Source organism: Paenibacillus sp. B2(2019), from assembly GCF_008370385.1.
Classification (GTDB): Bacteria; Bacillota; Bacilli; order Paenibacillales; family Paenibacillaceae; genus Paenibacillus_AQ.
Map to the genome: position 1 here is coordinate 117792 of NZ_VTZR01000012.1, position 19711 is coordinate 137502.

The following is a 19711-nucleotide window of genomic DNA, read 5'->3' on the forward strand; positions in this document are numbered from 1 at the left end:
GGCTCTACTATGCTCTATCACCAGCTAACCTACGTAATTGTTGCGCTGCTGATCTCCAGTGTTCTGTTGCTTACTGTGGATACTAAAATATATGCAGTCAATGCTATGCACCGGGAAAAGAAATACGCTAATGTGATCGGTTGGATATATTTCAGCTTATTCCTGCTGATAGGACTAGCTCAGCTATTCTATCTATAAATCGAATTCGTTTCTTGCTGCCCTTCACATAGTATTTCTTAACCGCCCATGGTATATTGAGGAGTACAATATTAAAGGACGGAGAATGCAGTCATGAACACAAGAAGAAATCCTAAAGAAACAGCCAAAAGAGGTACTCGTTCCCACAGCAATTCCCACAGCAAGCCAAATGGCAAGCTTAATCATAAAGCTAAAGCACCCGCAGCACCCAAGTCTTTTACAGTAAATGAACCTTCTGAGCTGTTACCCTTCTTACTCGTCCATATCACAGGCCGTGGACGAAATGCTATTAAATCTATCCTCTCGCGTGGACAAGTAGCAGTGAATGGCAAAGTAGTCACACAGCATAATTTTCAATTGCATCCGGGTCAAACTGTGACGATTGATCAAGAAAAGCCTGTACAAGTAGCGGAAATGATCGGACTCACCATCGTCCATGAAGATGATGATCTAATCATTATTCAGAAGGATGCTGGACTGCTGTCGATTGCCACTGCGGAAGAAAATGAATTAACAGCTTACCGCCAGCTTATGGAGCATGTCCGCATCAGCAATCCTAAGAATCGAATTTTTGTCGTGCATCGCTTGGACCGCGATACGTCTGGGGTAATGATGTTTGCCAAAAGCGAACGGATCCAGCAAGCACTGCAAACTACGTGGAAGGATACCGTGAAAGAACGTTCATACGTAGCTCTAGTCGAAGGCGCCGTTAAAAGACCTGAAGGTACAGTGAGCTCTTGGCTAAAAGAAACCTCTACCCTGAAAATGTACTCCAGTCCTCATGAAGGCGATGGTCTACATGCGATCACACATTATAAGCTCATTCAGGCGAACCGCCACTTCTCGTTACTTGAGGTAAAGCTTGAAACTGGACGCAAAAATCAGATTCGTGTTCATATGGCAGATATCGGCCATCCGATTGCAGGAGACAAGAAGTATGGTGCAGAGACCAAAACGGTAGGCCGTCTCGGTCTGCATGCTCGTGTACTTTCTTTTATTCATCCTACTACAGGAGAGTTAATGACCTTCGAAAGCCCGATTCCGAAGACATTCCTGAAATATACCGCACCTGCACCTACGAACTAACAAGATCACAGTGAATACCCATTCATCCTAAGGGGGCTGATTACAGTGGAGCTTACTACACTACAATCGCTACAATAACTTAACAAAGAATGGGTGATTAGCTATGACAACAGCACATCATTATGAATGTATTGAACGTTTACCCACGACTGAGGAGCATGCCTCCTTATGGGAAGCTGTCGGTTGGGGGAACGTGAACACGGAAATGACCGCAGCCTCTCTGGCTCATTCGGTCTATGGTATGGTCGTTGTACAGGAAGACAAGGTTATCGGTATGGGGCGGATCGTCGGCGATGGTCATATGTATTTCTATATTCAGGACGTAGCCGTGCTTCCCGAATTTCAGGGCCAAGGCATTGGTAATGTCATCATTGAGCAGCTACTACACTATATTCGATCTCATTGTTTTTCTGGCGCGTTCGTCGGACTTTTCGCATCACATGGGAATGATACCTTTTACGAACGATACGGCTTTCAGAATCATGCCCCGGGTATGACGGGCATGTTCAAGGTCATGGAGTAACAAGCGAAAGATGCCCGGTCCATATGGTCCCTGGGCATCTTTTTCACTTCTATTTAGATCATGTTACAATACTAATAAACAAAAGAAGGTGCCATTATTGTTCCATCCTACTGTCTTCGATAATATTAAAATTGCTTTTGAGAACCAAATCTACGATTACGATAATTTGGACGGAATTCTAGTAGTTACGGATCGTTCCGACCTTCTGAATATGGCATCGATGTCCAGAGAATTTAGCCTTTCCTTCCAATTGACGGCTGGCAAGAGCGTAACCGCCGAAGTCTTTCTTACTTCATCTGTGAAAGATCTTAGCGATGAAATATTGGAAGTGCCTAACACGGATCCCGGCTGCAATCTTTCGTTACGTTTTTATATGGAGATCGAAGATATCCCTGCTGAATGTCAGGCGATCGAGAGTATTCTCAAAGCGATCTGGGGGCCTGAATTCCAGCCCGTGCAATCTTTAAGCTTCATTTATGGTCAAGAAGGTGAAACCTACAACAACTGCATCGAGCTGCGATTCAAAAGGCAAATCACGGAGGAGCAGATGGAGGACATTCCGAACCTGCTGAATCATCTTCTGCAAAGTGTAGAAGAACTGGAATCTTTCTCCGTATAATCCCTACTGCACACCGTTCGTACTTTGGAAAAAGAGGTGAGCCAGAAATGAAATTCCTGCCTGCTACCAAAAGTAACCGTTGGTTTATCTGGATGGCTGTTTATGGTGTTTTTCTGTGGCTGCTTTTCATTCTGCACAGATTCGTTATGATGGCTCATACATTAGATGTCACACTCTTGCTGCGCTTCGCACTCTTTTCCATTATTGTATCTGGTATCGTTAACGTCTTAGCGTGGTTCGGAGCTCGTCTACTCTGGTTAATCACTACAACAGGAATAATCATCGGTTCAGTAATTATGCTAAGCTACACCTATAGAGAGATGTCCGGTTGGGAGGATCTCGCGGGACTCCTTGCTTTTTTCTTTTTTACATGTGGAGGATTTGCACTCGGATTATTGGCGGAAGGAATTCGTCTGCTAGTTAAGCAGTGGCCGAAAGCTTGAACGGAGGAGATGATCGATCGTTGTCCAATTCTTTTCTAACCAAAAATGCATTGTCCCATTCCTTAAAAGAACTAATGGAACATACGTCGCTCAATAAAATTACAGTCAAACAGCTCGTGGACCATTGCGGACTAAATCGACAAACTTTCTATTATCATTTTCAAGATATATTTGATTTACTCGGTTGGATCTATAAGACTGAGGCTGTAGAGAGCATCGCCCAGTATCGTAGCTACAGTACGTGGACGGACGGTTTTTATAGAATCTTCTGCTATATCGAACGAAATAAAACCTTTTGCTGCAACACCTTGAACTCACTGGGCAGAAATCATCTGGATGCGTATCTATACGAAGTGACGAATGATCTCATTATGGGTGTCATAAACGAACTGTCCGCCGGGATGGAGGTTAGCCACGAAGATAAACATTTCATTGCTAACTTCTATACACTGGCCTTCACAGGCCTTGTCATTCAGTGGATGAGAGACGGGATGAAGGAGCATCCGGATCACATTATCGAGAAGCTAAGTGTACTCATTGAGGGGAATTTTCTAAAAGCTTTGCACAAATATGAGAACAAGCCGTTGTAACCTTTGGGTTCAGCGGTTTTTTTGTCTAAAAACTAGACACATAGACCGTAATGACTAAAATCCATACACTCTAAAAGGATTGATTATACCTTCAAAATTGGAGTTGGTTTACATTAAGAGTGTGATTATTTCAACAACAACTTGGAGGCGACCATTGTGAAAAAAGAGTACGGTAATAAACAGGTTTATTTTGTCGGTGGCGGAATTGCATCCCTAGCGGGCGCGGCTTACCTGGTCAGAGACTGTGACTTTCCGGGACAGAACATTCACATTATTGAAGAGATGAAGATTCTCGGTGGCAGCAACGACGGCGCAGGTGACGCTGAGCACGGTTATGTCATTCGCGGTGGCCGGATGCTCAACGATGAGACCTATGAGAATACATGGGATTTACTCATGTCGATTCCCTCCCTCGACCATCCTGAGAAATCCGTTAGAGAAGAGATTATAGAATTCGATACCGCCAATCCAACACATGCTAACGCTAGACTCGTTAACCGCAACGGTGAAGTGGAAGATGTATTATCCATGGGCTTCGATATGGCTGACCGGCTTGCGATGGGTAAATTGATTATTACACCGGAAGAAAAAATGGGAAAAGCTCGGATTAACGACTGGTTTGGTCCACACTTTTTCACCACCAACTTCTGGTATATGTGGGCTACTACTTTCGCCTTCCAACCTTGGCATAGCGCGGTAGAGCTTAAACGATATATGATTCGCTTCGTACATGAGTTCCCAAGAATTCAAACCCTGGAAGGCGTAACACGCACTCCATATAACCAGTATGATTCCATCATCTTACCTATGCACAAATATCTCGAAGGCTTCGGCGTAGACTTTACACTAAAATGTACAGTAACTGACCTGCAGTTCAAAGACGGAGATGGCATTACCGTAACTCAAATGAACGTCCTACGCCAAGGTGTTGCAGACGTTATCAACATAAGCGAAGACGATATCGTAATCGTCACGAACGGCTCCATGACCGAAGGCTCCAGCCTTGGATCCATGACCTCTGCCCCACGTCTCAACGGAAAGGGTAGCTCATGGAAATTATGGGAGAACATCGCCGCCAAAAAACAAGGTCTCGGCAATCCGTCATCCTTCGATGATCATATAGATGGTTCGAAATGGGAGTCATTTACCGTGACCTTCCAAGATTCCAAATTCTTCGATCTCATGGAGAAATTCACTCGCAATCGTGCGGGTACTGGCGCATTGGTTACCTTTAAAGATTCGAGCTGGTTGATGTCCGTTGTCTTAGCCTTCCAACCGCATTTCCGCAATCAACCGGAGCATGTAAAAGTATTCTGGGGCTACGGTTTGTACCCTGACAACGTAGGTGACTTCGTGAAGAAGAAAATGAGCGAATGTACCGGAGAAGAAATTATGGAAGAATTAATCGGTCATCTTCATTTCGAAGAACATAAGGACGAGATCATGGCAACTGCAAATTGTATTCCATGTATGATGCCTTATATCACTTCACAATTCATGCCTAGATTAAACAGTGACCGACCTAAAGTAGTTCCTGAAGGCTCTACTAACCTTGCCTTCGTTGGCCAATATTGCGAAATTCCAGATGATGTTGTATTCACGGAAGAATACTCGATCCGAGCAGCAAGAACTGCAATATACACATTGCTCGGCATTAACCGGCCTATCGAGCCAATCAATCAACATCAGTACGATGTCCGCACCTTGTTCACAAGCTTTATCACTTCTTTTAGATAAACACATCATAAAAAGACAAGCGCTCCGGGATAGATTCGGGGGCGCTTGTCTTTTTAGTGTGTAAAACAGAGCAGAGTTTCGGAATAAAGAAAAGAAGAAATGGAAACTTCCCCATCTCTTCTTCTTCACACTATACGAACTTTATATATTGCAAGATCCGTCCGCGCAGCCATCATCCGTGGAGACTTCGGATTTTCCATTTCCAACCACCTGCAGCGTTGGCCCTGCTTGCTCCTCCGCCCACACAGTATCCAACACCTCTGTAAATACAGGTCCTGGCTGTGCACCAGATAACGCATATTTATTGTTGAACACGAAGAATGGTACACCGGTAATATTAAGACGACTTCCTTCTTCGATATCACCATTCACTTCAGCTGTATAAGCATCTGTCTCCAGCATTGCCACAACTTCTGCCTGATCCAGCCCTACCTCAGCAGCAAGTGTAGCAAGTACACTACGATCTCCAAGATTCAATGAATCAGTAAAGTAGGCACGTAGCAGACGTTCGGACATTTCTGCACCTTTTCCTTTTGAGCTTGCAAAGTGACTCAGGCGGTGGCTATCGAAAGTATTCGTATGCTTCATCGTATCGAATTGAAAATTCAACCCCACATCTTGTGCTTGCTCAGCTAGCTGTGCGTTCATTGCTTTTGCTTTCTCAATCGTCATACCGTATTTGGAAGCCAGCATCTCATGAATACTCTTAGTCTCATTCACTTTCGCATGTGGATCTAGTTGAAAGCTACGGAATACCACCTCTACTTGATCACGGTTCGGAAATTGACTCAGCGCATTCTCCAAACGTCTTTTACCAATATAACAAAATGGACACGCATAATCGGACCAAATATCTATTCTCATGAAAAAAACCTCCTAATATTATTGTTCATTTGTAACTGCTGAATAAGATTGATAACTAAATATTCGTCGCTTACTATTATATAGTTAAAAACCGAAAAATACAAACTTAACTTTTATTTTCAAAAAGATCTCTTTAGACCTGAACCCCAACTAAAAGTATACGAAAGTGGTATATACGCTCTTCTTCAGGAACGATAGAATCAAGGTAACCATTTCGCCGGAAGAATGCATTCAGAGTAGCGGACGAATGAAGTCCTGAAGGGAGATTCAAGATATGTATGATCTATCTATAGTGATTCCCACCCGTAACCGAATCGATGACCTTACGGTGTGCATAGAGTCCATTGGCAAGCAGACACAGCTTGAGGACATCTCCATCGAGCTATGGATTGTGGACGACGGTGAGATCCCTGAGGACAGACTAGCCTATTATCATGAAATACTAACTGGATTACCGCAAGCTAAACTTCATTATCATCACAAAACTAAGCCTGGCCTCTGGCTTTCCCGTTACGAAGCGCTAGGACTGATCCATGCAGAAATTGTGCTCCACTTAGATGACGATGCAGAGTTAGACGACTCCTTATATATTCGACGACTGCTAGATACTTATGCAGCTGACGATTCCATTGTCGGTGTAGGTGGTGTAGCCAAAGGCATACATAGTAGCATGCCAAGCAGGCTATTCGGTATGCTAACCGGTCAAATGTCCGGATCACCAGGCAGATTGTCAGCAAGTATGTTTGCAGGCTCGCAATCTCTTTGGGGAGAGAAGCAGCATGTGTTTGATACGGATTTTTTTCACGGTTGTAATATGTCATTCCGGCGCTCGGCACTGCGTGATATTAAACCCTATCCTTGGATGACAAGCTATTCCATAGCCGAGGATATTTATCTATCCCATTTAGCCAGCCGCTATGGCAAGCTTGTGATCAACCCCGCAATGAAAATCATTCATCATGAGTCGCCAGGTTCTCGCGATAAGGCGGGCGTTGTAGCACAAGCTACAGCCGTTAATCACTACTATCTACTCAACTTGCGAAGAGCTCCATTTATGAATTATGCTGCTTTGATCTGGACACTGACTTGTCTGACGGCTAAAGCAACCCTAAAACGGAATTTCAAAGCCGTTAGCGGATATGCCAAGGGCATCCTCTTCGTATTAAATCCTCGTAAGAATAAATATAGTGAATTTATGCTCGATTAAGTAGCATCGTTTTATTCTAAATCTGCAGCGCCGCTCCGAATTCGGATACGGGGCTTTTTTGCTATGCTGGCCGACTTATCCCTTAATATGTCATGAAATTGATTTCCATCAGCTTGTTATCTGGGGTATGATATAAATAATGTGTTTTGTTTTAGAAACTAACGTTATGGATGGTGGAATATGTTCAAGAACAAAAAAACGACGCTGATCCTAGTTGTCATCGTCATCGTCGTCATAGCTGTCGGCGCTTGGCTAATTACTAAGGATAAGGACGATAAAACAGCGGGAACTACGGGTAGCGCAACAACATCCGGAAAAGGAGAGGAAAAGTCTCTCTCTCAAACCTTTTATATTTATGACACTGTTGTGAATATCAAAGTGTTCGGTGCTACAGTAGAACAGAAAAATATGGATGATATCCAGCAGATGCTGGAGCGAATGGATATGGAGCTTAGCCGCACCAAAGAAGGTGGAGAGACTTACGCAGTCAATCAGGCAGCAGGAAAAGAAGCGGTTGTTGTTTCTGACGAGACCCTGGATGTAATTAAACAATCCATACAATACGCAAAGGAAATGGACGGGCTATTTGATCCTACAATCGGTCCGTTAATCGATCTTTGGAATATCGGTAGCGGTGGAGATAAGGTCCCTCCCCAAGCTGAAATTGATAAAGCGAAGAGCCTAACCAATTACAAGGACGTTGAAATTGATGAAGCTGCGAAAACTGTAAAGCTGATGAAGGAAAATATGGTGCTAGATCTGGGCGGCATTGGTAAAGGTTATGCTGCTGACCGTATCGCTGATTATTTGAAAGAGCAAGGTCTAAATAGCGCTATGATTAACCTCGGAGGCAGCAGTATTATTGCACTCGGTAAGAAGCCAAACGGAACGGAATGGAATATCGGATTACAGGATCCAGATCAAAGCCGTGGCACACAGCTAGGAACAATTAAAATCTCAGATGAGGTCATCGATGCTTCTGGTGTTTACGAACGGTATTTTATGCAGGACAATATTCGTTACCATCATATCCTTGATCCACGCACAGGATATCCCTCACAGAACGGTCTCAAAAGCCTTACCATTATGAGCCCGAATGCAACAGATGCGGATGCCTTATCCACTGGGGTATTCCTGATGGGAATCGAGGAGGGCATGAAATATCTTGAATCTTTACCTGATGATGTTGAAGCTTTCTTTATTACCGACGACAACAAAATCTATGCCACTAAAGGCATAAAAGAAAGAATGAACCTGACAGATCCAACGTACAGCTTCGCAGAGTAAACGAAAAAGCTTGCCCCATTGAGCCGAAGCTGGCTTTCTAGGGAGCAAGCTTTTTTTTGGATAGAAGGAGCGAGATTTATGAACCTTGTGAAACCCCTACCTTCCATAGCGGCGGGCTATCGTCATACCGCCCTCCTTAAATCGGACGGCACGGTGACGGCTGTGGGTGATAATAAATACGGCCAATGTGATGTAAGCGACTGGTGCGATATTATGGCGGTTGCAGCGGGTAATGCTCATACCGGTAATGCTCATACCATCGGGCTTAAATCGGATGGTACGGTGGTTGCTGTGGGTTGGAATAAGTACGACCAATGCGATGTAAGCGGCTGGGCTGATATTGTGGCGGTAGCCGCGGGTTGGCGTCGTACCGTCGGACTTAAATCGGATGGCACGGTGGTTGCTGTGGGTCGAAATAATGAAGGCCAATGCAATGTTAGTGAATGGCGTGATATAGTAGCAGTTGCAGCGGGTGATTGGCATACCGTTGGGCTTAAAACGGACAGCACGGTGACAATTGTGGGTAATAATCGGTATGGCCAACGCAATGTAAGTGATTGGCATGACATAGTAGCTATAGCGGCGGGTTACCTTCATACCGCCCTGCTTAAATCGGACGGTACGGTGATTGCTGCGGGTCGAAATCATGAAGGCCAATGCAATGTAAACGGCTGGCATAATATTGTGGCTATAGCGGCAGGTAGTCATCATACTCTCGGTCTTAAATCAGACGGTACAGTGGCTGCTGTCGGTTGGAATAAGCACGGCGAATGCAATGTAAGTGACTGGCGCGATATGGTGGCGGTAGCGGCAGGTTGCACTCATACCATCGGTCTTAAATCGGACGGTACGGTGGTTGCTGTGGGTAACAACGAACATGGACAATGCGATGTAAGCGGGTGGCGCGGCATCCAACTATCTGGAAATTAGTTATAAAAAAATGAAAGCCATGCGCAGATTTCTCTCGCATGGCTTATTAATATCTTTGGAGGACTTGTTCTCTCACACAAGAGGAAGCTCGCCAAATTCCTTATAATTAGTAAAAATATAACTAGGCTTATGATCCGTAGCCGGCTGTCTGCCTCTCGGATTGTACCAGCAAACCTTCCATCCAGCCGCAAGTGCTCCAACTACATCGTTAGCCCAAGTATCCCCTATATAAAGCGAATTGTCCGCCATAGTACCCGTCTTTTGGTTTACGTGTATGAATATTTCCGGGTCCGGTTTAGCAAGACCTACAGCATCAGAAATAAAGATCATGTCCTCGGGAATAATCTGATCTAAGCCTAGCCCACGAATCTTACTCATCTGATGATCCTTCGGTCCATTCGTAATTATGCCTACCTTATGACCGTCTGCAATAAATCGTTCAAGATGCTCACGCACGCTATCAATCATCTGAATCGTATATTGACGTCCAATATATGCCGCTTGAACCGCTGTGGCTTGATCACGATCAATCTGCAAACCATACTCGGCAAAAGCAAGCTCCAAACGGCGCACCCTCGTCTCTTCAAGCGGAATCTCACCGCGCAAATACATCGGCCACAACTCATCGCTATGATGTCTCACTTTATAAAATAATTCCGCAAAGTCCAGACTACTCTCATCTGGGCTGAGCACTTCCCGTACCGCTTCTTTAAATGGTACCAGATGATCATACAACGTATCATCGAGATCAAAAAAGATTGCCAACTTATGACTTGTTTCCACTTTAACGCCCCTTACTCGTCTTTCTCTCTAGCTGCTTTAGAAAAAAAGGTTATAGGTAAAAAATTCATCATCCCGAATGTAGCCATGCGCTTCATATAACCGCTGCGCCCCCACATTCTCTGTCATCGTTGTCAGGGATAAGCCCTTCGTATTCGTAGAGACCGCATAATCTCTAGCACTTTCCAGCAGCATAGCACCTAGCCCTTGCCCTCAGATTTCTGCAGTAACGAACAAATCATTCAGTATCCAGAGGCGCTCCATCGTAACCGATGAAAAAGAAGGATAGAGCTGTGTGAAGCCCCACGCGCGTTTCTCATCGCCTTCCCCCTCAACCACCATAAGGATCACAGATTCATTCAGCTTTAGTCTGTCGGCTAAGAAGACGCGTGCACCTTCCCGATCTGAGGCTGCTCTATAAAATACTCGATACTCATCAAATAATGGGATGAGCCGTTCTAAATCATCCAGAACCACTCGTTCTATCCGATAATTGTTCATCATCAGTGCTCACTTTCCGGCTTCGCCCGTTTTAACCTCATTGTAAATGGTTACCGAGCCGTTCACCATGGAGAGAACGCCGAATGATTTGGACAATTGAGCCTTATTCCTTTGAATCATAGAACACATGCCGGGCACTAACTTTACCCGCTTCGATATCTAAAATTCCGAAAGAATACAATTTCTCACGCCGCTTATCTGTAGGAGAACCAGGATTAAATAGCAGGATGCCATTCTCCTCTCTTAGCAAGGGCTGATGTGAATGACCAAAGAGAATACAATCCACCTCATCATTCGCAAAAGCAAGCAGGGCGTTCCCATCCGTTCCTTTACGGGAATGTGGCGTATGTCCATGTACCATGCCAATCCGGATTCCTTCAAGGGTAATGATCTTGCGCTCTCCGAAACGCGCAATGATCTCATCCCCATCATTATTTCCGGCAATCCCCTCTACCGGTGCTAGTTCTGACAGTAAATCATAGATTCCCATACTCACCCAATCACCGAGATGCAAGATTAAATCCACATTTTGAAACTCTGCTATCAACGCCTTTGGCAGAGACTTAGCCATTCTTGACATATGTGTATCAGATACGACTCCTACTTTCATAAATCTCAGCTCCTAATCTATCATCCTCAACTTTGGTTATCATACTTATTCATAAATCTAATATTCAAATAATTGTACGATTTGCTTAAGCGAGAAGCAAGTTCTGTGACTTCTTCCACTCCGCAGCTAGTTCTCTCTATCCTGCCAATTCCACAGCCTTACTTCCCCAACATGCATTCTGCTGACCCATGTTTCTTCCCTCAACTTGAGCAGTTCTTTCACCGGACCGGTTACAACAGCTCCATAGAGCTTAACTCCATTCTTCTCTATATATCTAATGGAATCATCCAGATCAATGAATGGAATCACCCTTTTGGAGATGGATTTATACTCCTGCATCAAGTGCAGCGTCTTGAGGAAGTTTGCATTACGCAGTTCACCATCACCATATGAGTTAACAGATGGAGAACTACTCGAACGGCTAGTCACCCCTCCAAACCATCCTCGCTTCTCCCTCGATTCCTGCGTCACTTTCATATCATCCGCATGCCAAATTGGCATATATGGAAACCCTAATGGATCATTAACTACTGGCTGTCGTGTCCGTGGACCTGTATCTGCCGCAAACCACAAAGGCTGAAGATTCTTAGGCTCAAACTTCTTCAACAACTCATCTGTCGTAAATAATTGGTTAAAAGACAAGTAAGCTTCCGCTACGGTTCCTTCCGGGAGCTTCTTAAGCTTCTCCCACTCACTGTTATCAGTCATACTATTTGTCGCAGATTGCTCCCCCTGTGGATATACAAAGTAATAACCAACACTTCTACTCTCATTCGTCCAGGAATAGTTGTAGAGCCTAGCCCAGCCAAATAGAAGTTTCATGGAATAATCTCCAACAGTAATTTGTTCATCTCCCACTTTTTTCTCTATCTTACTTGTCAGATTCAGACTAAAAAATGGACCTGTACCACTACTCAAATGTACAATCGTATTCGGCTGTGAGACAGCAATAGCGGAAGAAACAACATCACGGTAAGTCTCTCCTCTTTCTCCAGTGCCATAAAATATCGCGGTGATGACACTGCTGATAATCAAGAAAATTAAGAACGCAGAAATTACCGTTAAAGTATTCGATATCCGAGCTCTCCATTTACCACGGCGGATGATCTTTTTTTCCTTGCCAGGTCTGTCTCTTTTACTCTTTCCGTATTTTATGCTCTTATCCTCACTTGAAGCCGGCTTTTCTTCACCCATGAGTTCATCCAGATAAGCCTGATAAGCTTCCATCTTCTCCAGTTCGCGCTCTACTACATCCCTATCCTCGTCAGCAAGGGTACCTTCGCCGTACCTTCTTAACTTCTCCTTGAACTCCTCACTCATGTTCATTCCTCCTCCGCTCTGCTTCACGCAGCTTCTGTCTAGCCCGAAAAATCAATATCTTATATTGGGACAGACCCACATTCATAATGTCCGATGCCTCCAGATAACTAAGACCATGAAAATCATGTAGCAGCAGTGCATGCCTCTGATTGTCCGGTAGCTCACCTATCGCAATCCTCATTTCTTCCCAACGTTCCTGCCGAAGCAGCGTGCTTTCCGTGGTATCTGGATGGGCGAGCTGTTTAAAAAAATCCTCACTCTGAACAGTACTGCGTCCTTCCTTCCGCTTATAATCTACGAAGGCATTGTACGCGACACGGAACAACCACGGCTTAATCTTCTCGTCTTTACAATCCTCCAAATATAAATAAGCACGGTAAAAGGTCTCCTGCATTAAATCTTCGGCCGCATGATGATCACCACAAAGGGAGCGCAAATAGCGGTAAATATCCATCACATACATCTGATATATTTCATCCAGTGAATTTCGCTTCATGCACTCCCCCCTTAACCTAACCACGTATACTCGCATAAAAAGTTACAGCTAAATTTAGCAACTAGTATGAATATACCAGTAATTCTATGGAAAAAAGCAAAAAAGCCTGCTGACAAGGAGGTTTACTCCTGCCAACAGGCTTGTTAATAATCATCGGAATATTTATTGATCGTTCAATTCCCCAGGTTACTCTGCTTACAGAACAACCTCAACTTCTTTGAGCATTTCACTAACAGAGATTAAACCGCCACCGGACAAGTACCAGTAGTTAGGATCAAGGTAAATGATTTTACCGTTTTTAAAAGCATTTGTGTTCTTCACGAGATCGTTCTCAACTGCATCCTTCGCTGAACCGGATTTGCTGCCATCACTCTTCACAGCCGCATCTCTATCCACTACGAACAGATAATCCGGATTCTTGTCGGCTACATATTCGTAAGATACGCTTTGACCATGAGTGGATACTTCGATTTTATCATCCGCCTGTGCAAATCCGAATACATCATGGATAATACCAAAACGTGAACCTGAACCATAAGCACTGATTTTTCCTTCATTGGCAAGAATAATAAGAGATTTTTTACCATCGGCTTTAGCTTTCTCATTCAGAGCTTTAACGGAGTCAGTAATAGTCGCAAGCTCAGCTTCTACTTCAGCTTCCTTGCCAAAAATTTGGCCCAGCGTCTTCACATTTTTCGTGAAGGATTCCATGTAATTCGCATTATCTACAGCAACGTACAATGTAGGTGCAATTTTGCTGAATTCATCATAAGAATCTTGCTGTCTGCCGGAAATGATGATCAGATCAGGAGAAAGACTATTTATTTTTTCGAAGTCAGGCTCTTTCAAACCACCGACATTCTCATATTTGGCATCGCTATATTTAGAGAGATAAGAGGGTACATTGCTTTGAGGCACTCCAGTCACCTCTACGCCCAGTTTATCCAAAGTATCGAGTGTACCGAAGTCAAATACAACCACTTTCTGCGGGTTAGTCTTAATCGTAATTTCTCCAAGTTCATGCTTAATAGTAAGCTCTTTGGATTCTGTATTCGGTGCAGTAGTAGCCTCTGTATTGCCTGCCGCTGCTGTATTATTATCTGAAATTGCTGCATTATTGGAGCCACAGGCCGCCAAGATTACGGCAAGAAACACTGTCATGATTAGTAAAGATACGTTCTTCTTCAAAATATTCACCCCTATAATTTATAGTCAAGCTATTTGAATTATTCGCGTATACGTCAAGAAGCTGGCGCCTATCACTTCTAGCGTTACGTCATAATAATTTCCGAATATAAACGGCGTCTTGTTTAAAAATAGACACCAATTTTACGACCACCTATTGTTTCTATAGGGATATCCATGTCATATACATCCCTAAGCACTGCAGTATCAATAATTTCATCCACCGTACCCGATGAAGCTACCCGTCCATTCTTGAGCGCTACAATGTAGTCAGAGTAACAAGAAGCAAAATTAATATCATGAATGACGAGCACAATCGTCTTACCCTTCTCTTCTACCAATCGGCGTAACACCTTCATAATTTGTACAGAATGCTTCATATCCAGATTGTTGAGTGGTTCATCGAGCAAAATATACTCAGTGTCCTGAGCCATAACCATTGCAATATACGCTCTCTGACGTTGTCCACCGCTAAGCTGATCAATATATTTATCCTGCATCTCTTGGAGGTCCATATAAGCAATCGCTTCGTCAACGAACGCTCGATCCTCAGGTGTGAGCTTTCCCTGTGAATAAGGGAACCTTCCGAAAGAAACAAGTTCCTTCACGGTAAGACGAACGCTGATATGATTGGACTGCTTTAGCACCGATATTTTACGAGCTAGTTCATTACTCATACAGCTGCCAATTTCCTTTCCTTCGATCAGTACTTCACCCGCGTCTTTGGAGATAAGTCTACTGATCATGGAGAGCAACGTGCTTTTACCAGCTCCGTTAGGGCCGATAAACGAGGTAATAGTACCCTTTTTAATGGATAAAGACACATCGTCAACGACGGTAACTCCGCCATAACGCTTGGTTACATGCTTAACTTCTACCACGACTTATTCTCCTTTAACAGCAGATAGACAAAGTAGACGCCACCTGCAAAATTAATGATTACACTAACCGTAGTAGTGAATCCAAACACACGTTCAACTAGAAACTGTCCCCCGACAAGAGCAATAATGCTTAGCAAAATCGTGCCGGGAATCAGATAGGAATGCTTATACGTACGGAACAACTGATGCCCCACATTGGCTACTAGTAAACCCAAGAAAGTGATCGGTCCTACTAAAGCCGTTGATATCGAAACGTAGATGGATACAATAACTAACAGCCTTTTGACTACATAGTCATAATTGATCCCTAAGTTAATGGCTTCATCTTTTCCTAAAGAAATAACATCTAAGTACTTCACAAATCGCATGAAATACAGCGTAGTTAGCGCCAGAACAACTGTAGACAATATCAGTAGATCACTGCTGACGTTGTTGAAGCTGGCGAACATTTTTCCTTGTAGAATCAGGAATTCATTCGGATCAATGAGCACTTCCATAAAAGAAGATGCACTCTGGAACATCGTCCCCATAATAAGTCCTACGAGCAGCAGGAAGTATATGTTTTGACCCTCTCTTCGGAACATTAGCTTATACAGCACACCTGAGAACAGAACCATGATGCAAGCTGAGAACAAGAAATTCACATTTTTATTCATAAACGTCATATTTGATGAGCCTAGGGCGTATACACCGAACGTCTGGATCAACATGTACAAAGAGTCTAGCCCCAGAATACTAGGTGTCAAAATCCGATTGTTCGTAATGCTCTGAAAAACTACGGTAGAGACAGCTATCACCGCTCCGGTAATTAAAATGGCCGCCAGCTTTCTCCCCCGACTGGGTAGAACATAATCCCAATTCCCCATAACATGATAGGTCATAAACAAGACGATGAGAGCAACAGCGCTTAAGGATAATATAGTTAGTTTCGTCTTCATCACTAATTCGCCTTTCTTCTCATCAGCAAGTAGATAAATAGACCACTTCCGATGACGCCTACCGTCAGACTGATGGATATTTCGTATGGATATATAATGAGCCTGCCCAGAATATCACAGAACAGGAGGAACACCGCACCGAGAATGGCAGTATGCGCCAGATTTTTTTTCAAGTTATCGCCTATGTATAGCGTTACTATGTTAGGTACAACAAGACCCAGGAATGGAATCGTACCTACGGTTAAAATAACAACTGAAGAGATTAACGCTACAATCACCAATCCTACGTTCACGACCGCTTTGTAGTTCATACCGAGATTGACGGAGAAATCCTCCCCCATACCGGCAACGGTGAACTTATTGGCGAAAACATACGCGAGAATGACAAGTGGAATACTGATATAGATTAATTCATATTGACCCTTAATAATCGTTGAGAAATCGCCAAGCATCCAAGACGAGATATTCTGAACCAAATCATTTTTGTAAGCAAAAAATGTAGTAATCGAGCCTACAATGTTCCCGAACATGAGTCCGACCAGGGGGATAAAAATACTATCCTTGAACTTGATCCGATCTAAGATTCTCATAAATATAAATGTTCCCAGTAGGGCAAAAACAAAAGCAACGAGCAGCTTCTGCATTGGTGTCGCCCCTGTGAACAGCATCAGGGACACGAGAATACCGAATTTCGCGGAATCCATCGTGCCCGCCGTAGTGGGAGAAACGAATTTATTTCGTGATAATTGCTGCATAATTAATCCGGCAATACTCATGCTTACACCAGCTATAATCAGTGCAGCTAAGCGTGGAATCCGGCTGACTAGCAGAGTCTGCATCTGAGATTCCGTAAGCGAAAAAAGATCCAAAGGTGAAATGTCTTTTACGCCTATAAACAAAGATATAAATGAAAATACTATTAGGAGTAGGGACAAATATTTTAGTTTCATGAGTTGTTCCTTATCTGTTTAATAGTTAAATAGTTTGGGAAATAGATGATATCATCGGTATTGATAATGATTTTCATTTGCACTATGTTCGATTATACCTAAGCCCACTTTGAGGGTCAACCCTTTCGTATAGTAAAATTTAAAACAATTGAATTTTATAAATTACATTAAAAAAGAGACACCCTAATAGGCATCTCTTTATCACATGATCTATTTCCGCTAGCTATAGCAGTTATTTATACTTGTGCCAATCCTGACTACTGTTCTCCAACAGATGTGCAAAATCATTCTCAAGCCGCTTTTGCTCAGCTTTTCTCTGATCCTCAACCGCTTTACGAGCAGCTTCCTTGCGGTCATTCTCTTCCGCTTTCAACGCATCAGATTGCGCCTTCAGCTTTCCAAGAACATCACTGCTCAACAGGTCTTTTAGCGTAGCTGGTGCATCGGTCGCAGCAGGACGCGGAGTGGTAGGCATTTTCTTTTTTTTAGCCACTGTCAATCATCCCTTCTAGTAATGAATTAAATTGGAATTTGTTTAAATTATTGGTCTTTTCGTTTATAATGTTCACTAAGAGGTGAGCCATATGAAGTCCACTGATTTATGTCCCCAGCTACAAAAAAGTATGGATATTATCGGCAGGCGTTGGACAGGTTTAATTATCTACCAGCTCCTCCAAGGACCGCAACGTTTCAATGTGATTGAAGTAGCCTTACCCATCAGCGGAAGATTGCTCTCCGAACGACTTAAAGAGCTGGAACTGGAAGGGATTGTCCTTCGAGAAGTATTCCCTGAGACACCTGTGCGAATCCAATATTCCTTAACGGATAAAGGACTTGCCTTGGAGACAGTTATCCGAGATTTGCAGCGTTGGTCAAAAATATGGATTGATTGTGACACAAATAGCGTAAGCTCAACACTCAAAATGTAAGCGTTTCAATTGTGGCAGTTAGATTTTAAGTCCAACAATCACTAAATCACGTTCTACACCATCCAATTCAGCTACACCGGGTAGTAATCCCCACTGCTTAAAACCGAATTTTTCTAGCAAACCAAGGCTTGGATCATTATGTCCGAACACAAAACCAACTAGATTCTTAATGCCGAGACTAGGTGCTTTCTCAATGGCCTCTTTCAAAAGAATTCTACCGGCTCCACCACCACGGAACTTTTCACTCACGTATACACTAATTTCTACTGTTGCATTATACGCTGGACGACCATAGAAGGATTGAAAGCTGAACCATGCCGCAATCTCATCTCCCTGCCTAAGTATCCATAAAGGACGATGGTGGCTGTTATGCTCATTGAACCATTTTTCTCTGTCAGCAACAGTAATAGGTTCCAGATCCGCAGTTACCATCCGTCCAGCAATCGTTGAGTTATAAATCTCCACAATAGCTGCTAAGTCTGTAGGTTTTGCATCTTCAATCCTGCTATTCTCCCAATTCATCCCTTGATTCCTCCAAATGTGTTAATTAACTCAGGCCGACCTGCTCCTGGCTCCATTGCCACAGCCGCTGCGCCTCTTGTTTATTCTGTGCTCTGGGAGTCAGCTCCTGATTCTTTCGTCGATAATAATATTGACCGGTTACCTCTTGCAAATCCGATTCTGTAGCCAAATAGATCGCAGTATCGGCTCCTTGTTCAGGAGTTAAAAAGAAGTATGACAGCAGCTTAAGGATCGACTTGCCAAAGCCTGTCTCCCGGTTAACACCTATATTTGTGCCCACTGCTCCTGGATGCACGCAATTCACCGTTACTCTTGTCCCTTGTAGGCGTGCTGCCAACTCTTTCGTGAACAGTATATTGGCTAACTTGGATCGAGCATAGGCTTTTGCGGGGTTGAAACGGCGTGCGAGAGTTGGATCTTCATAGTGAAGTGCACCTATTTTGTAAGCACCGGAAGCAACCACAACGATACGGCCTTGCTCTGCTGCTTTTAAAGGCTCCAGTAACAGATTCGTGAGCAAAAAATGACCCAAATGGTTCACGCCAAGATCCATCTCAAAGCCGTCCTTCGTAAGCTGACGCTTAATCGTGACTACCCCAGCGTTATTGATGAGTATATCTAGAATCGGATATTTCCGGGTGAATTCCTCCGCAAAACTGCGAATGCTCTCCAGCGAGGCCAGATCACACAACATCAGCTCGATATCCTCGGAGTGGCTCTTTTGCTTGGCGGCAGCCAGTGCTTCCTCTCCACGCTGGCGATTACGGCATACCATAATTACTTTGGCTCCCTTGCGAGCCAGTTCAACTGTCGTCGCTAGCCCCATACCAGAATTCGCTCCAGTTACAAGTGCAATTTTACCTCTCATCCCAAGAATCACTCCTCTCTCAACAACCGTACCCCTATAAGCTTCCGCCTAACCTTACGAGAAGTATATTTAAGATTATGTTACACCAACTAGTAGGCTCAAGAAAAGCTTCTTGTCAGGTTTTAAAAGTATAGGTGATCAAATATGCATCCTTGTTTACGGAAAGCTTGCGAATAGGCATGTTATGATTAGCCAACGATAGATGTAGTTCGTCTCGTGCGTCTAGTCTATTTTTGATCTATAATAG

23 protein-coding genes and 1 pseudogene are annotated in these 19711 nt (G+C 43.6%); 11 read left to right on the forward strand and 13 right to left on the reverse strand.

Annotated features, from left to right (window positions below; genetic code table 11):
* The first annotated feature begins 9 nt into the window (after positions 1-9).
* The 7 genes from PAENI_RS10055 to PAENI_RS10085 all read left to right on the forward strand — a co-directional run bounded on the left by PAENI_RS10055 (position 10) and on the right by PAENI_RS10085 (position 5196).
* Complete coding sequence (locus PAENI_RS10055) at positions 10-198, forward strand: CLC_0170 family protein (RefSeq protein WP_149645127.1); 189 nt, start codon at positions 10-12, stop codon at positions 196-198.
* A gap of 93 nt (positions 199-291) precedes the next feature.
* A complete protein-coding gene (locus PAENI_RS10060) occupies positions 292-1284 on the forward strand; it encodes an RluA family pseudouridine synthase (protein ID WP_149645128.1) in 993 nt (330 codons plus the stop codon).
* Between the two features lie 103 nt (positions 1285-1387).
* Positions 1388-1807: a GNAT family N-acetyltransferase gene (locus tag PAENI_RS10065; RefSeq protein ID WP_076119979.1), complete on the forward strand. Its 420-nt coding sequence runs from the start codon at positions 1388-1390 to the stop codon at positions 1805-1807.
* Between the two features lie 97 nt (positions 1808-1904).
* Positions 1905-2426 (forward strand): hypothetical protein, encoded by a 522-nt coding sequence (locus PAENI_RS10070; protein WP_149645129.1) that lies wholly within the window; start codon positions 1905-1907, stop codon positions 2424-2426.
* A 47-nt stretch (positions 2427-2473) separates the two neighbouring features.
* Positions 2474-2869 carry a hypothetical protein gene (locus PAENI_RS10075; protein WP_042185681.1) on the forward strand — a complete coding sequence of 132 codons (396 nt, stop codon included), beginning with the start codon at positions 2474-2476 and terminating at the stop codon, positions 2867-2869.
* Positions 2866-3459, forward strand: coding sequence for a TetR-like C-terminal domain-containing protein (locus PAENI_RS10080; protein ID WP_316502783.1), 594 nt, complete (start codon positions 2866-2868; stop codon positions 3457-3459). Before PAENI_RS10075 ends, PAENI_RS10080 begins: the two co-directional genes overlap by 4 nt.
* A gap of 156 nt (positions 3460-3615) precedes the next feature.
* Positions 3616-5196 (forward strand): oleate hydratase, encoded by a 1581-nt coding sequence (locus PAENI_RS10085; RefSeq protein ID WP_149645130.1) that lies wholly within the window; start codon positions 3616-3618, stop codon positions 5194-5196.
* A 141-nt stretch (positions 5197-5337) separates the two neighbouring features.
* Here the strand turns inward: PAENI_RS10085 and PAENI_RS10090 are convergent, their stop codons facing one another.
* Complete coding sequence (locus tag PAENI_RS10090; protein WP_149645131.1) at positions 5338-6060, reverse strand: DsbA family oxidoreductase; 723 nt, start codon at positions 6058-6060, stop codon at positions 5338-5340.
* Positions 6061-6334: 274 nt separating this feature from the next.
* Between PAENI_RS10090 and PAENI_RS10095 the strand changes: the two genes are divergently transcribed.
* The 3 genes from PAENI_RS10095 (at position 6335) to PAENI_RS10105 (ending at position 9484) form a co-directional block, all read left to right on the forward strand.
* Positions 6335-7267, forward strand: a complete 933-nt coding sequence (locus PAENI_RS10095; RefSeq protein WP_149645132.1) for a glycosyltransferase family 2 protein — start codon at positions 6335-6337, stop codon at positions 7265-7267.
* 180 nt (positions 7268-7447) lie between these two features.
* Positions 7448-8554 (forward strand): FAD:protein FMN transferase, encoded by a 1107-nt coding sequence (locus tag PAENI_RS10100; RefSeq protein WP_149645133.1) that lies wholly within the window; start codon positions 7448-7450, stop codon positions 8552-8554.
* A gap of 78 nt (positions 8555-8632) precedes the next feature.
* Positions 8633-9484 carry an RCC1 domain-containing protein gene (locus PAENI_RS10105; protein WP_149645134.1) on the forward strand — a complete coding sequence of 284 codons (852 nt, stop codon included), beginning with the start codon at positions 8633-8635 and terminating at the stop codon, positions 9482-9484.
* 72 nt (positions 9485-9556) lie between these two features.
* Here the strand turns inward: PAENI_RS10105 and PAENI_RS10110 are convergent, their stop codons facing one another.
* The 10 genes and pseudogenes from PAENI_RS10110 to PAENI_RS10155 all read right to left on the reverse strand — a co-directional run bounded on the left by PAENI_RS10110 (position 9557) and on the right by PAENI_RS10155 (position 17638).
* The gene (locus PAENI_RS10110) at positions 9557-10267 is read right to left on the reverse strand and encodes an HAD family hydrolase (protein WP_149645135.1); all 711 of its coding nucleotides are present in this window, start codon (positions 10265-10267) and stop codon (positions 9557-9559) included.
* Positions 10268-10303: 36 nt separating this feature from the next.
* A pseudogene (locus PAENI_RS10115) lies at positions 10304-10765 on the reverse strand (GNAT family N-acetyltransferase).
* A gap of 103 nt (positions 10766-10868) precedes the next feature.
* Positions 10869-11375 (reverse strand): metallophosphoesterase family protein, encoded by a 507-nt coding sequence (locus PAENI_RS10120; protein ID WP_042185664.1) that lies wholly within the window; start codon positions 11373-11375, stop codon positions 10869-10871.
* 126 nt (positions 11376-11501) lie between these two features.
* Positions 11502-12695: an anti-sigma factor gene (locus tag PAENI_RS10125; RefSeq protein WP_149645136.1), complete on the reverse strand. Its 1194-nt coding sequence runs from the start codon at positions 12693-12695 to the stop codon at positions 11502-11504.
* Positions 12688-13191 carry a sigma-70 family RNA polymerase sigma factor gene (locus PAENI_RS10130; RefSeq protein ID WP_042185661.1) on the reverse strand — a complete coding sequence of 168 codons (504 nt, stop codon included), beginning with the start codon at positions 13189-13191 and terminating at the stop codon, positions 12688-12690. Before PAENI_RS10130 ends, PAENI_RS10125 begins: the two co-directional genes overlap by 8 nt.
* 195 nt (positions 13192-13386) lie before the next feature.
* On the reverse strand, positions 13387-14379 hold the full coding sequence (locus PAENI_RS10135) for a siderophore ABC transporter substrate-binding protein (protein ID WP_316502786.1): 993 nt from the start codon (positions 14377-14379) through the stop codon (positions 13387-13389).
* A 122-nt stretch (positions 14380-14501) separates the two neighbouring features.
* Positions 14502-15257, reverse strand: a complete 756-nt coding sequence (locus tag PAENI_RS10140) for an iron ABC transporter ATP-binding protein (protein WP_149645137.1) — start codon at positions 15255-15257, stop codon at positions 14502-14504.
* The gene (locus PAENI_RS10145; RefSeq protein WP_042125012.1) at positions 15251-16195 is read right to left on the reverse strand and encodes an iron chelate uptake ABC transporter family permease subunit; all 945 of its coding nucleotides are present in this window, start codon (positions 16193-16195) and stop codon (positions 15251-15253) included. Before PAENI_RS10145 ends, PAENI_RS10140 begins: the two co-directional genes overlap by 7 nt.
* Positions 16196-16197: 2 nt before the next feature.
* Entirely contained in the window at positions 16198-17145 is a 948-nt protein-coding gene (locus PAENI_RS10150; RefSeq protein WP_042125010.1) for an ABC transporter permease, read from the reverse strand.
* 232 nt (positions 17146-17377) lie between these two features.
* Complete coding sequence (locus PAENI_RS10155) at positions 17378-17638, reverse strand: YqkE family protein (RefSeq protein ID WP_042125008.1); 261 nt, start codon at positions 17636-17638, stop codon at positions 17378-17380.
* Between the two features lie 91 nt (positions 17639-17729).
* On the opposite strand from PAENI_RS10155, the gene PAENI_RS10160 reads away from it, so the two are divergent.
* A complete protein-coding gene (locus tag PAENI_RS10160) occupies positions 17730-18074 on the forward strand; it encodes a winged helix-turn-helix transcriptional regulator (protein ID WP_149645138.1) in 345 nt (114 codons plus the stop codon).
* Positions 18075-18092: 18 nt separating this feature from the next.
* Here the strand turns inward: PAENI_RS10160 and PAENI_RS10165 are convergent, their stop codons facing one another.
* Together PAENI_RS10165 and PAENI_RS10170 are read right to left on the reverse strand one after the other, a co-directional pair.
* Entirely contained in the window at positions 18093-18596 is a 504-nt protein-coding gene (locus PAENI_RS10165) for a GNAT family N-acetyltransferase (RefSeq protein ID WP_149645139.1), read from the reverse strand.
* Between the two features lie 25 nt (positions 18597-18621).
* On the reverse strand, positions 18622-19464 hold the full coding sequence (locus PAENI_RS10170; RefSeq protein ID WP_149645140.1) for an SDR family oxidoreductase: 843 nt from the start codon (positions 19462-19464) through the stop codon (positions 18622-18624).
* Positions 19465-19711 lie beyond the last annotated feature (247 nt).

Bases quoted from the DNA above. Each gene is read 5' to 3' on its own strand.
- PAENI_RS10105 (WP_149645134.1), top strand. From the start codon at position 8,633: ATGAACCTTGTGAAACCCCTACCTTCCATAGCGGCGGGCTATCGTCAT.
- PAENI_RS10120 (WP_042185664.1), bottom strand. From the start codon at position 11,375: ATGAAAGTAGGAGTCGTATCTGATACACATATGTCAAGAATGGCTAAG.
- PAENI_RS10170 (WP_149645140.1), bottom strand. From the start codon at position 19,464: ATGAGAGGTAAAATTGCACTTGTAACTGGAGCGAATTCTGGTATGGGG.
- PAENI_RS10095 (WP_149645132.1), top strand. From the start codon at position 6,335: ATGTATGATCTATCTATAGTGATTCCCACCCGTAACCGAATCGATGAC.
- PAENI_RS10075 (WP_042185681.1), top strand. From the start codon at position 2,474: ATGAAATTCCTGCCTGCTACCAAAAGTAACCGTTGGTTTATCTGGATG.
- PAENI_RS10065 (WP_076119979.1), top strand. From the start codon at position 1,388: ATGACAACAGCACATCATTATGAATGTATTGAACGTTTACCCACGACT.
- PAENI_RS10165 (WP_149645139.1), bottom strand. From the start codon at position 18,596: ATGAATTGGGAGAATAGCAGGATTGAAGATGCAAAACCTACAGACTTA.
- PAENI_RS10060 (WP_149645128.1), top strand. From the start codon at position 292: ATGAACACAAGAAGAAATCCTAAAGAAACAGCCAAAAGAGGTACTCGT.
- PAENI_RS10090 (WP_149645131.1), bottom strand. From the start codon at position 6,060: ATGAGAATAGATATTTGGTCCGATTATGCGTGTCCATTTTGTTATATT.
- PAENI_RS10125 (WP_149645136.1), bottom strand. From the start codon at position 12,695: ATGAGTGAGGAGTTCAAGGAGAAGTTAAGAAGGTACGGCGAAGGTACC.
- PAENI_RS10145 (WP_042125012.1), bottom strand. From the start codon at position 16,195: ATGAAGACGAAACTAACTATATTATCCTTAAGCGCTGTTGCTCTCATC.
- PAENI_RS10150 (WP_042125010.1), bottom strand. From the start codon at position 17,145: ATGAAACTAAAATATTTGTCCCTACTCCTAATAGTATTTTCATTTATA.
- PAENI_RS10100 (WP_149645133.1), top strand. From the start codon at position 7,448: ATGTTCAAGAACAAAAAAACGACGCTGATCCTAGTTGTCATCGTCATC.
- PAENI_RS10055 (WP_149645127.1), top strand. From the start codon at position 10: ATGCTCTATCACCAGCTAACCTACGTAATTGTTGCGCTGCTGATCTCC.
- PAENI_RS10130 (WP_042185661.1), bottom strand. From the start codon at position 13,191: ATGAAGCGAAATTCACTGGATGAAATATATCAGATGTATGTGATGGAT.
- PAENI_RS10160 (WP_149645138.1), top strand. From the start codon at position 17,730: ATGAAGTCCACTGATTTATGTCCCCAGCTACAAAAAAGTATGGATATT.